Raw genomic sequence first — 12,422 nt, forward strand, 5'->3', positions numbered from 1 at the left:
GGACACGCAAAGTTTCTAGCCTATTGATATAAAAAGACCCGCCGCTGGCGGGTCTTTTTTCCACACAACCGTCGGTCAGAGACCGAAATGCTCGGCCGGTAGACTCATCATGCACTCGCTCCCTGCCTCGGCCGCCGCCAGGTGCGCCGCGGTGCGCGGCAGCAGGCGCTTGAAGTAGAACGCGCAGGTTGCCAGCTTGGCCTGGTAGAACGCCGCCTCGCCCGTGCCCGCCTGCAGTTGCTGCTGCGCGACCAGCGCCATGCGCAGCCAGAAATACGCCAGGGTGACGTAACCGGAGTACATCAGGTAGTCGACGGACGCCGCGCCGACCTCGTCGGGGTTCTTCATCGCCGCCATGCCGAGCTTTTGGGTCAGCTCGCCCCACTGGGTATTCAGGCTCGCCAACTGCGCGACGTATGGCTTGAGCTGTGCGTGATCCGCCTGCGCCTCGCAGAATTTATGCACGATCTTGGTAAAGCCGCGCAGCAGCTTGCCCTGGCTGCCGAGCACCTTGCGCCCGAGCAAGTCGAGCGCCTGGATGCCGTTGGTGCCCTCGTAGATCTGCGCGATACGACAATCGCGCACCAGCTGTTCCATGCCCCATTCGCGGATGTAGCCGTGGCCGCCGAACACCTGCATGCCGAGGTTGGTCGCCTCCTGGCCGGTCTCGGTCATAAAGGCTTTGCAGATCGGCGTGAGGAAGGCCAGCAGGTTTTCCGCCTCCTCGCGCGCCTCGGCGCTGTCGGCACGATGGGCCTGGTCGAGCAGTTGCGCGGTGAAGTAGGCCAGCGCGCGGTTGCCTTCGTTGAAGGCCTTCATGGTCAGCAGCATGCGCCGCACGTCGGGGTGCACGATGATCGGGTCGGCGACCTTATCCGGCGCTTTCGGGCCAGTCAGCGCGCGCATCTGCAAACGCTCGTTGGCGTACTTGAGCGCGCCCTGGAAGCTGGTTTCACCGAGACACAAGCCCTGCATGCCGGTGCCCAGGCGCGCGTGGTTCATCATGGTGAACATGCAGTTGAGGCCCTTGTTGGCCTCGCCGATAAGGAAGCCGGTGGCGCTGTCGAAGTTGATCACGCAGGTGGCCGAGGCCTTGATGCCCATCTTGTGCTCGATCGAGCCGCAGCTCACGCCATTGCGTGCGCCGGCCTGGCCCTGCGCGTCCGGCAGGAACTTCGGCACGATAAACAGCGAGATGCCCTTGGTGCCCGCCGGTGCGTCCGGCAGCTTGGCCAGCACCAGATGGACGATGTTCTCGCTCATGTCGTGCTCGCCGGCGGAGATGAAAATCTTGCTGCCGCTGATCGCATAGCTGCCATCGGCCTGCGGCACGGCGCGGGTCTTGATGATGCCCAGGTCGGTGCCGCACTGCGCTTCGGTCAAGCACATGGTGCCGGTCCAACGACCCTCGGTGAGCTGGGTCAGGTAAGTCTGTTTCTGCTCCTCGCTGCCGTGGGCGTGGATCGCCGACATGGCGCCGTGGGTCAGGCCGGGGTACATGCCCCAGGAGGTGTTGCTGGCGCCGACCATTTCGCTGATCAACAGGCCCAGCGAATGCGGCAGGCCCTGACCGCCGTAGGCCGGGTCAGCTGCCAGGCCGTTCCAGCCGCCTTCGACGTACTGGGCGAAGGCTTCCTTGAAGCCCTTGGGCGTGGTCACCACGCCGTTGTTGAACTGGCATTCCTGCTCGTCGCCGAAACGGTTGAGCGGCGCCAGCACTTGCTCGCAGAACTTGGCGCCTTCTTCGAGGATCGCGCTGACCATGTCCGGGGTCGCATCGGTGGCGCCCAGCGCCGCGTAGCTGGCGTGAAAGTCGAAGACATCGTCGATCAAGAAGCGCATGTCGCGCAGGGGAGCCTTGTACTCGGGCATGGTCGTTCTCCGTCAGCAAGCGCGCTGGGCGCGGGTTAATACCCCGAGCTTCTGCTACGTCACGCCACGGCACAACGATTGTGCATGCGCTGAATGCGCCGCCATAAACAGCCGAGTTCAGTTGCGCGGGGCCGCCAGCTTAATCGCGCCACGCCGCTGGCCATGGCTGCGAATGCAGTTGCGCCCGGCACTCTTGGCACTGTACAGCGCCTGGTCGGCAGCCTTGATCACCTGTTGCGGGCTGCCTTGCTCGGCCGCGCGTTCGGCCACCCCGATGCTCACGGTCACCGACACCTGCGCAGCGCTCGTACCAGCGCGGCGCTGGCGGCCTTGCTGGTCATTCTGCGGACGGCTGTTTTTGTCGCGCAGTTGCAGGTGATAGTCCTCTACTGCCTGACGCACCACCTCGAGATGCGGCAGGCATTCCTCGAGGGTTTTGCCGGGAAACACCAAGGTGAATTCCTCGCCGCCGTAGCGATAGGCCTTGCCGCCACCGCCGACCTTGCGCAACTGGCTGGCGACCAGACGCAGCACCTGGTCGCCGACATCGTGGCCGTGGCTGTCATTGAATTTCTTGAAGTGGTCGACGTCGGCCATGGCGATCACATAACTGCGGCCCAAACGCTGCAAGCGCTCGGTCAGCGCACGGCGCCCCGGCAAGCCGGTCAGCTCATCGCGAAAGGCCATCTGATAAGCCTCGTGCGCCACCGCCGCCACCAGCATCAGCATCACCTGGCTGCTCATCACATGCAGGGCATGCGGCAGGCTGAACGTCTGCGGCAACATCCACAGCACGCCGCACAAGCCGAGCAGTTGCGCCGCATGCAGCGGCCGCGGCGCGCGCAGGTACTGCACCAGCAGGAGGATCAAGCCAAGCAGAAACACCGGGTACGCCAACTGCACCAGGCTCATCCATTCGCCATGCAGAGCCGGCCAGCGAATCACCGACAACCACTGCAACAACGCCTCTGGGTGACGCTGCGCCAACGCCAAGGCGACCCCGCCCAACGCCAGCAATACCGCGGCACGGGCAACCAAGTCCTGCACCAGGTGGGTACGTTCCTGCCACGCGGCATATAACCCATACAGCAGCGGCAACAGCAGGCTGCAAAGATGGAAGACCAGCGCGGCATCGGGGCGCACCTGGCCTTCGCTGCGGTAATGGTCGAGCTGGATATCCAGGAGGAAATAGCCGAGGTACAGCACCAGCAGCAAAAACAGCTCGCGCTGACGGCTGTAGACCAAGCAGAAGGTGCCGCCGAGCAACAGCAGCAGGGTCGGCAACACATTGAACAGCGAGGTGAAGAACTCGCTCAGGTGCGGCAGGCTGGCCGCCAGCATCCCGCAGCCGAGCAGCAGCAACGACGGCAGAAAGTGGCTGAAGCGCACAGCAGCAAAGCGCGACAAGGCGAGCTCCAGGAAAATAGCGAGACGAAACAAAGGCTGGCATTTTGCCTGCCCCAGATCACTTGCGCAGCGGGCCTGGCTCGCAAAATCGACAATTCAGTACGCGCTTCGTCAGCGGCCGCACACCTATAAAAAATCGCTGCGCCGTTAACTGTTGATGCGATCCAGCGCCGCATGGGACGGCCTTGCACGATTAAACCCGCATAACACAGGCCTTGGCCGCGAGCGCGCGGGCCGACCTGGAACGCGGTAATGCGTAGGATGGGTTAGGCGCATGACCACGGACTATCGGCTGCACAGTCAGTTGCACCGTCACCCGCCCTACACAATCGACGTACAACCGTTAACGGATACACAGCCATAAAAAAACCGCTGCCAGACAGGGCAGCGGTTTTTTCGAAGCGAATTCGCGAAGGCTTAGTAGCCCAGTGCGAAATCTTCTTCTTTCATGTCCATCAGGTTGTTAGCACCCGACAGCATGGTTTCAACGTAGGTACGGGTACGCGGCAGAATACGCGCGAAGTAGAAGCGCGCAGTTTGCAGCTTGGCCTGGTAGAAGGCCTCTTCGCTGGTGCCCGCGGCGAGCTTCTCGGCAGCCAAACGCGCCATGTCGGCCCAGAAGTAGGCCAGGCAGGCGTAACCGGAATACATCAGGTAGTCCACCGACGCGGCGCCAACTTCTTCGCGATCTTTCATCGCTGCCATGCCGACTTTCATGGTGATGTCAGCCCATTCCTTGTTCAGCTTGGCCAACGGCGCGACGAACTCTTGGACAGCTTCGTTGGCTTCGTTGCTCTGGCAGAACTTGTGAATGATCTTGGTGAAGCCTTTCAGCGCCTCGCCCTGAGTCATCAGAATCTTGCGACCCAGCAGGTCGAGTGCCTGGATGCCGGTGGTGCCTTCGTACAGCATGGAAATCCGGCTGTCGCGCACGTTCTGCTCCATGCCCCACTCGGCGATAAAGCCGTGGCCGCCATAGATCTGCACGCCATGGTTGGCCGCTTCGAAGCCGACTTCGGTCATGAATGCTTTGGCGATTGGCGTGAGGAAAGCCAGCAGTGCGTCGGCTTGCTTCTTCTCGGCTTCGTCTTTGCTGTACTTGACGATATCAACCTGCTTGGCGGTGAAGTACACCATCGCGCGGTTGCCTTCGGCGAAGGCCTTCATGGTCAGCAGCATGCGCCGCACGTCCGGGTGGACGATGATCGGGTCAGCGGCTTTTTCCGGCGCTTTCGGGCCAGTCAGGGAACGCATCTGCAGACGCTCACGAGCGTACTTCAGACCACCCTGGAAACCGATTTCGGCGTGCGCCAGACCTTGCAGAGCAGTACCCAGGCGAGCCGTGTTCATAAAGGTGAACATGCAGTTCAGGCCTTTGTTGGCTGGGCCGATCAGGTAACCGGTGGCGCCGTCGAAGTTCATCACGCAGGTGGCGTTACCGTGGATGCCCATCTTGTGTTCGAGCGAGCCACAGGAAACGGCGTTGCGTGCGCCAACGGTGCCGTCAGCGTTGACCGAGAACTTCGGCACGATAAACAGCGAGATGCCTTTGGTGCCTTGCGGCGCGTCGGGCAGGCGGGCCAATACGATGTGGACGATGTTATCGGCCATGTCGTGTTCGCCAGCGGAGATAAAGATCTTGGTACCGGAAACCTTGTACGAACCGTCAGCCTGAGGCTCGGCCTTGGTCCGCAGCATGCCCAGGTCGGTGCCGCAATGCGGCTCGGTCAGACACATGGTGCCGGTCCACTCGCCGGATACCAGCTTGGTCAGGTAGGTGTGCTTCTGGTCGTCGGTGCCGTGCTCGGCGATGGTGTTCATCGCGCCGTGCGACAGGCCTGGGTACATGCCCCACGACCAGTTCGAGGTGCCGACCATTTCGCTGACCACCAGACCCAGGGACTCCGGCAGGCCTTGGCCACCGTGGTCGACGTCATGCGCCAGGCTCGGCCAGCCGCCTTCTACGTACTGCTTGTAGGCTTCCTTGAAACCAGTCGGGGTCTTAACGCCGGACTCGCTCCAGGTACAGCCTTCGGTATCACCCACACGGTTCAACGGTGCCAGCACCTGCTCACAGAACTTGGCGCCTTCTTCGAGGATGGCGTCAACCATGTCTGGAGTAGCGTCTTGGCAGCCAGGCAGGCTCTGATAGTGCGCTTCGTAGCCGAGCAGTTCGTCGCGTACGAAACGAATATCACGCAAGGGGGCCTTGTAATCAGGCATAGCGGTTAACCTCTGCGGTGGACTCTTAGTGTTTGGGTGACCGGGTATGCGGTCGTTGGCGGGATCGCTCCCGACTGCTTGGCTACCCCTTGGCAACCAAACAATCAAACAGGCGTTTGAAACATACGTTTACGCCCCGGCCTTGTCAAGCACCTCTGGGTGGCTGGTCATGCACGTAGATCAATCAGCGGTGCTGCCGCTTGGCGCTCGCCTAATTGCCGGTATAGATCCAGATTAGGCGTTGACGGCTGGGCCTGCGCGGTGGATTCCTGCGATTCATCGACTGGCGCCGGCTCCTCGTCCGGCTCGCTTTGCGCCGCCAGCTCGGCGCGTTGCTGCTCGGCGGCGCTGCGTTGCAACTCGGCTAAATCGGCGCGGGCCTGGACGATCTGCGCCTGCGCTTGCGCCGCCACGCGCAGGTCCTGGGCCGAGGGTTCGGCGGGCGCCAAGGCTGCCCGCAGGACGATTTCCATCTTGCGCAACGTCGCTTGCGGGTCGTTCGGCACCGGGCCGACATCGATGCCTACCTCACCGCCCACCGCATAGCGTTTGCCATCCGGGCCACGGGTGTAGGTGTAGCTCGGCGCACCGGCATAGCGCCCACCTACCGCCGAGTGGGCCTGCTCATGCGCGCGGACTTCCTGGTCGCGACTGACCAGTTCGGCGATTTGCAATTGTTCGGTGCGCTGCTGCTGCGGGCTGGGATTGGTGTTACCGCGGCCATTGGCCGACTGTTCGGTGGGCTGGTCCGCTTCTTCTCGGGCAAACGCCGACTGTTCGTCACGCAACGATTGGCTTGGGGTTGCTGGCGCTTGGGCAGCGCGAGTCAGGTCGGGGGATACCGCGGGTGAAACGCTGGCCGAAGCGGACCGCGCCGGCAGTAGAGAGGCTGCTGGCGCCAGGTAAGACGACGCGCCGCCAATGTACATGAATCCCTCCTCGCCCAGGTGTCTCGACGGCGTCTGCAGTCGGGGCGTAGTCGCTTAAGCGGTGGTGTCGATCAACGTACCCAGCACTTCATCTGCGGTGGCCACCACGCGCGCACCCGCTTGTGCCTCGTTCTGGCCAACGCGCAACGCCACCAGGCTTTCCGCCAGATCAGGAGGATTGTTGGTGGCGACTTCGGACGCTTGCCTGACCTGGTTCTGTGGTGGCGTCTGCACCGGCTGTTGCGGGGGCGTGACGGCCGTACTGGCGATCTCGGCAGCCGCTTGATCGACGCGGCGTTGCCCCGACTGAATGGTGCTGAGGCCTGAACTAAAGGCGCTACCGGAGATTTCCATGCACAAACTCTCGCTGGGGAAAGACACTTACGTTGCATTGAAACAGAAAATGCTCAAAAAACGTACACGCAAAAGGCTATGGCAAATGGCCTGCTTATAGCGCGAGGTCAAGCAACGTCAGATCGAGGTAGGTCGCCACAGCGGCTGGCGAGGCCGCCGCCAAGCGCGGCACGCGCCCCAGGCAGGGTGCGGGCAGGCGCTCGGCGAGAGTGGCCAGGTTTTCGTCCAGGCGCGCGGTCTGCGGGTCGATCACATTGGCCACCCAACCGGCCAGAGTCAGGCCGTCGCGAACAATTGCCTCGGCCGTCAGCACCGCCTGGTTGATGCAACCCAAGCGCACGCCGACCACCAGAATCACCGGCAGGCGCAGGCTGATCACCACGTCCGACAACGAGGCCTGGCCCGCCAGCGGCACACGCCAGCCGCCGGCACCTTCGACCAGGGTGAACGCAGCGCGCTTGTCGAGAATCCGCTGCACCGGCGCCCGCAGCGCCGCCACATCCAGCAGCACGCCAGCCTCGCGCGCGGCCAGGTGCGGGGCGATGGCCGGGGCGAACGCCAGCGGGTTGACCTCGTCATAGCGCAACGCCAGGCTGCATTCGCCGAGCAGCGCCAGCGCATCCTCGTTACGCAGACCGTCAGCTGTCTGGGTGCAACCGGAGGCCACCGGCTTCGCCGCGGCGGTCGACAATCCCGCCATCCGGGCGGCGTGCAGCAAACCGGCGGCGATGGTGGTCTTGCCGATTTCTGTATCGGTGCCGGTAACGAAAAAGGCCGCACTCATAGCAACTCCATCACGACGGGTTTTGCCGGCTCTTTATCGAAAATCAGGGTGTCGGTGCCGGTGACAAAAAAAGCCGTGCTCATATCAATCCTTACGCAGTACGCCGTAAACCACCTGATAGGTCGCCGGCAGCCCTTGCGGCTGGCGGAACTGCTCATAGGCATTGAGCAGCGCCAGCATGCGCGCCCGCCCGGTCAGCCCGCCCGGGCGGCCGGGGTTGAGGTTGTGCGCGCCGAGGGCTTTCAGCTCGTGGGTCAGACTGCGCAGATCCGGGTAGTGCAGCACCTCGGCCTGGGTCTGCAAGCTCGTCACTTGCAGGCCACTGGCGGTACACAGGCGCTGGTAATCCTCGAAACGGCGGAAGCGATTGACGTGAACGAAGCCGTCCACCGCCTGCCAGCTGTCGCGCAACTCCTGCAAGGTGCCGACGCACAGGCTGCTGAAGGCCAGCACACCGCCCGGCCGCAGCACCCGTTTAGCTTCGCGCAGCACCGCCGCAAAATCGGCGCACCACTGCAAGGCCAGGCTGGAGAACAGCAGATCGCAGGAAGCGCTTCGCAGCGGCAGGCGCTCGGCATCGCCGGCGATAAACTGCTGCGCGCCGCCCAACGGCCGGGCATGGCGCAGCATGCCTTCGGCGATATCCAGGGCCACACCTTGGCTGGCCGAAAAACGCTCGCCTAACGCGCGACTGAAATGCCCGGTGCCGCAGCCCAGGTCCAGCCAGCGCTGCGGGCTGATTGAGGCCGACACCTGCGCCAGCAACTCAGCGCCGACTTTGCGTTGCAAGGCCGCAACGCTGTCATAGCTCTCGGCCGCGCGGGAAAACGAAGCCGCCACCTGACGCTTATCCGGCAGGCCGCCCGGCGGGTTTTGGCTGAGATCAGTCATCGCCGGCCTCATGCAGAAACGCCTGAATTGCCGCCGCGATCTCATGCGGACGCTCCAGGGCGAAGGCGTGACTGGTGTTATCAATCAGGCCGATCTCGACGTCCGGCAACAGCGCCAGCAAGGCCGGTGCGGCACTCGCGGGAACCAGGGCATCCTGACCGGCGAATAGATGCAGCTGCGGCCCGACAAAGGCCTGCAGCGCTGCACGACTGTCCAGCGCCGCCAACAGATCCAGTCCAGCCAGCAGCGTCTCGGGTTGTGCCTGCGGTGCGCCAGCCAACAGCAGCCGGGAAAGACCGCGGGCGTCCGCAGCGCCTTGGCTACAAAGCAGAGCAAAGCGTTTCAGGGTGGCGGCCGCATCGGCGGCGCAGCCTTGGCGAAAGGCAGTAAAAGTCTCGACCGGCATAGCCGCAGGCCAGCTGGGCTCGGCGACAAACCGTAGGTTGCTGGCCAAGGTCAGCAGGCCGCTGCAACGTTCGCCACGCCGCACCGCCAGTTGCGCGGCGAGCATGCCGCCGAGCGACCAGCCACCCAGCCAAGTGTCCGGCGGTAGGTTGGCATCGAGCTCATCCAGCCAGTCGGCCGGGTCGCTGGAATCCAACAACGGCAACGGCTCAATCTGCACATGCAGGCGTGGATCGAGGCCGCGCAAGGCCTCGGCCAGCGGCTCCAGCGGCGCGCTGCCAAGACCCCAGCCGGGCAGCAGAATCAGCCGATCACGCATCCGCCACACTCCCGTCCTGAGTCGCCAGCAGCGGCCAGCACTCCGCCAAAGCCTCCAGCAACAACTCCAGCTGCTCCAGGCTATGGGCAGCGGACAGGGTCACGCGCAGCCGCGCGCTGCCGGCCGGCACGGTCGGCGGGCGGATGGCGGTGACCAACAGGCCGCGCTCGCGCAGCAGGTGCGACAGCTGCAGGGCGCGGCCGCTGTCGCCAATCAGAATCGGCTGGATCGGCGTGGCGCTGGTCATCAGTTCAAGACCAATCGCCTCGGCGCCTTGGCGAAAGCGCGTGATCAGGGCATTCAGGTGCTCGCGCCGCCAATGCTCGCTACGCAGCAGCTCCAGGCTTTTCAGGGTGGCGCAGGCCAGCGCTGGCGGCTGGCTGGTGGTGTAGATATAGGGCCGGGCGAACTGCACCAGGGTTTCGATCAGCTCCTCGCTGCCGGCGACAAACGCACCGGCGGTGCCGAAGGCCTTGCCCAGGGTGCCGACCAGCACCTGCACATCGTCCAGGCCCAGGCCGAAGTGCTCGACGATGCCGCCGCCGGTCGCGCCCAGCGGACCGAAACCGTGGGCGTCATCGACCATCACCCAAGCCCCTTTCAGACGCGCTTCGCCGCACAGCGCCGGCAGGTCGGCGAGGTCGCCGTCCATGCTGAATACGCCATCGGTGACCACCAGGGTATTGCCGTTGGCTTTGCGTAACCGGCTCGACAGGCTGACCGCATCGTTGTGCAGGTAACGCGAGAAGCGCGCGCCGCTGAGCAGGCCGGCGTCGAGCAGCGAGGCATGGTTGAGACGGTCTTCGAGCACCGTGTCATCGCGACCGACCAGCGCGGTGACCGCCGCCAAGTTGGCCATATAACCAGTGGAAAACAGCAACGCGCGCGGCCGCCCGGTGAACTCGGCGAGCGCCTCCTCCAGCTGATGGTGCGGCGTGCTGTGGCCAATCACCAAGTGCGAGGCACCACCACCGACGCCCCACTTTTCCGCACCGGCGCGCCAGGCCTCGATCACCTGCGGGTGATTGGCCAGGCCGAGGTAGTCGTTGGAACAGAAGGCCAGCAGCTGGCGGCCATCGACCTGCACCAGCGGGCCCTGCGGGCTTTCCAGCAGGGGCCGCTGGCGATAGAGGTTGGCGGTGCGGCGCTCGGCGAGGCGGGCAGCAAGGTCGAAAGACATAGGCAACCTGGATATAAGGACGCAATACCGTGGGAGGGGCCGGGCGGCGATCCGCTTTAGCCGCGACCGACCTAACGCCGGATCGCGGCTAAAGCCCCTCCCACCTATTCAGAGCACAGCCATCAGAACGCGGCGTTATAGAACAGCTTGGCATCGCGCTGTTCGACCAGGGCTTGCTCGATGGCCGCCTGGTGCACTTCGTCGGCGTGCTCTTCGCGCGCTTCCGGCTGGATGCCGAGGCGGGCGAACAGTTGCATGTCCTTGCCGGCTTGCGGGTTGGCGGTGGTCAGCAGTTTTTCGCCGTAGAAGATCGAGTTGGCACCAGCGAAGAACGCCAAAGCCTGCATCTGCTCGTTCATCGCCTCGCGGCCGGCGGACAGGCGCACGTGCGACTGCGGCATCATGATCCGCGCCACGGCGAGCATGCGGATAAAGTCGAACGGGTCGACGTCCTGTTCATCGGCCAGTGGCGTGCCCTTGACCTTGACCAGCATGTTGATTGGCACGCTTTCCGGGTGTTCCGGCAGGTTGGCCAGCTGGATCAGCAGCCCGGCGCGGTCGTCCAGCGACTCGCCCATGCCGAGGATGCCACCGGAGCAGATCTTCATCCCCGCATCGCGCACGTAGGCCAGGGTTTCCAGGCGCTCGTTGTAGGTGCGGGTGGTGATGATGTTGCCGTAGAACTCCGGCGAGGTATCCAGGTTGTGGTTGTAGTAATCGAGGCCGGCCTCGGCCAGCGCGACGGTCTGCTCCTGGGTCAACTTGCCCAGGGTCATGCAGGTTTCCAGGCCCAGGGCGCGCACGCCTTTGACCATCTCCAGCACGTAGGGCATGTCTTTCGCCGAGGGATGCTTCCAGGCCGCGCCCATGCAGAAGCGCGTCGAGCCGATGGCCTTGGCCTCGGCGGCGGCTTGCAGGACCTTCTGCACTTCCAGCAGCTTTTCTTTTTCCAGGCCGGTGTTGTAGTGGCCAGACTGCGGGCAGTACTTGCAATCTTCCGGGCAGGCGCCGGTCTTGATCGACAGCAGGGTCGAGACTTGCACGCGGTTCTGGTCGAAATGCGCGCGGTGCACGGTCTGCGCGGCGAACAGCAGGTCGTTGAACGGTTGCTCGAAGAGCGCCTTGACCTCGGCGAGAGTCCAATCGTGGCGCAGGTTGGCGGCGGTGGTGGCGCTCATGGGTAATTCCTTGTTATTGGCAACAGCCTGCTAGATTGCTCAGGCACGACACGGATGTTCGGCATATTTATGGAAGCCTTATGCGCTGTCAACCCAGCAACCAGCCAGTGGTTTACAACTGGTTAAAAAACAAACAAACCTGTTTGCTCTGCGACGAACCGGCGGATACCGTCCATCCGTTGTGCAGCAGTTGCGAAGCCGAACTGCCCTGGCTCGGCGGACACTGCCAGGTCTGCGCCTTGCCGCTGCCGAGCACGGGGCTGACCTGCGGCGCGTGCCTGAAACGACCGCCGAGTTTCCAGCGAGTGGAAGCGCCCTGGCGCTACGCCTTCCCCATCGACACCGCGATCAATCGTTTCAAGCACCAGGCCAAGTGGCCATTGGGACGTCTGCTCGGTGGGCTTTTGTCACATCACCTGCAACATGCCTTCGCGGAAGGTCTGGCGCGCCCCGACCTACTGCTCCCCGTGCCCCTGGCCGGCCCTCGGCAGCGCCAGCGCGGCTTTAACCAGGCCGGCCTCCTCAGCCAGTGGCTCAGCGCAAGCCTGCACCTGCCGCAACAACCGCACTGGCTCGAGCGCACCAGCGACACCCCGGCGCAGCAACAGCTAACGGCGGCGGCGCGCCAGCGCAACCTGCGCCGCGCCTTTGCCCTGACGAACGCCAGCCGGGTCGAGGGTCTGCACCTGGCGCTGATCGACGATGTCCTGACCACCGGCGCAACCGCCGAAAGCCTGGCGCGCCTGTTGCTCCGCGGCGGTGCCGCGCGGGTCGATGTGTATTGCCTGGCACGCACCGCAAAACCGGGCGATGACTAGCAGACCGAGGCACGACGGGCGACGAGATTGACTCGGCGGTCAGCATCGCGCACATTGCAGCG

The 12,422-nt window shown here is 64.1% G+C and carries 11 protein-coding genes; 1 reads left to right on the forward strand and 10 read right to left on the reverse strand.

Annotated elements, in window-relative coordinates:
- Nucleotides 1–75 precede the first annotated feature (75 nt).
- The 10 genes from B3M58_RS03205 to bioB form a co-directional block, all read right to left on the reverse strand.
- A complete protein-coding gene (locus B3M58_RS03205) occupies nucleotides 76–1,872 on the reverse strand; it encodes an acyl-CoA dehydrogenase C-terminal domain-containing protein (RefSeq protein ID WP_296217111.1) in 1,797 nt (598 codons plus the stop codon).
- A gap of 117 nt (nucleotides 1,873–1,989) precedes the next feature.
- Nucleotides 1,990–3,279, reverse strand: coding sequence for a GGDEF domain-containing protein (locus tag B3M58_RS03210; RefSeq protein ID WP_296217112.1), 1,290 nt, complete (start codon nucleotides 3,277–3,279; stop codon nucleotides 1,990–1,992).
- A 417-nt stretch (nucleotides 3,280–3,696) separates the two neighbouring features.
- On the reverse strand, nucleotides 3,697–5,502 hold the full coding sequence (locus B3M58_RS03215; RefSeq protein ID WP_296217113.1) for a phenylacyl-CoA dehydrogenase: 1,806 nt from the start codon (nucleotides 5,500–5,502) through the stop codon (nucleotides 3,697–3,699).
- Between the two features lie 167 nt (nucleotides 5,503–5,669).
- Complete coding sequence (locus B3M58_RS03220) at nucleotides 5,670–6,431, reverse strand: putative metalloprotease CJM1_0395 family protein (RefSeq protein ID WP_296217114.1); 762 nt, start codon at nucleotides 6,429–6,431, stop codon at nucleotides 5,670–5,672.
- Nucleotides 6,432–6,485: 54 nt separating this feature from the next.
- Nucleotides 6,486–6,785 (reverse strand): hypothetical protein, encoded by a 300-nt coding sequence (locus B3M58_RS03225; protein ID WP_296217115.1) that lies wholly within the window; start codon nucleotides 6,783–6,785, stop codon nucleotides 6,486–6,488.
- A gap of 94 nt (nucleotides 6,786–6,879) precedes the next feature.
- Nucleotides 6,880–7,569, reverse strand: a complete 690-nt coding sequence (gene bioD / locus B3M58_RS03230) for a dethiobiotin synthase (RefSeq protein ID WP_296217116.1) — start codon at nucleotides 7,567–7,569, stop codon at nucleotides 6,880–6,882.
- Between the two features lie 84 nt (nucleotides 7,570–7,653).
- Nucleotides 7,654–8,460 carry a malonyl-ACP O-methyltransferase BioC gene (bioC, locus tag B3M58_RS03235; RefSeq protein WP_296217117.1) on the reverse strand — a complete coding sequence of 269 codons (807 nt, stop codon included), beginning with the start codon at nucleotides 8,458–8,460 and terminating at the stop codon, nucleotides 7,654–7,656.
- Nucleotides 8,453–9,184: an alpha/beta fold hydrolase gene (locus tag B3M58_RS03240; protein WP_296217118.1), complete on the reverse strand. Its 732-nt coding sequence runs from the start codon at nucleotides 9,182–9,184 to the stop codon at nucleotides 8,453–8,455. Before B3M58_RS03240 ends, bioC begins: the two co-directional genes overlap by 8 nt.
- Nucleotides 9,177–10,364 carry an 8-amino-7-oxononanoate synthase gene (gene bioF, locus B3M58_RS03245; RefSeq protein ID WP_296217119.1) on the reverse strand — a complete coding sequence of 396 codons (1,188 nt, stop codon included), beginning with the start codon at nucleotides 10,362–10,364 and terminating at the stop codon, nucleotides 9,177–9,179. Before bioF ends, B3M58_RS03240 begins: the two co-directional genes overlap by 8 nt.
- Before the next feature lie 122 nt (nucleotides 10,365–10,486).
- The gene (gene bioB, locus B3M58_RS03250) at nucleotides 10,487–11,542 is read right to left on the reverse strand and encodes a biotin synthase BioB (protein WP_296217120.1); all 1,056 of its coding nucleotides are present in this window, start codon (nucleotides 11,540–11,542) and stop codon (nucleotides 10,487–10,489) included.
- An 80-nt stretch (nucleotides 11,543–11,622) separates the two neighbouring features.
- On the opposite strand from bioB, the gene B3M58_RS03255 reads away from it, so the two are divergent.
- Complete coding sequence (locus tag B3M58_RS03255; protein ID WP_296217121.1) at nucleotides 11,623–12,360, forward strand: ComF family protein; 738 nt, start codon at nucleotides 11,623–11,625, stop codon at nucleotides 12,358–12,360.
- Nucleotides 12,361–12,422 lie beyond the last annotated feature (62 nt).

This window comes from Pseudomonas sp. UBA2684, from assembly GCA_002354655.1.
GTDB lineage: Bacteria > Pseudomonadota > Gammaproteobacteria > Pseudomonadales > Pseudomonadaceae > Aquipseudomonas.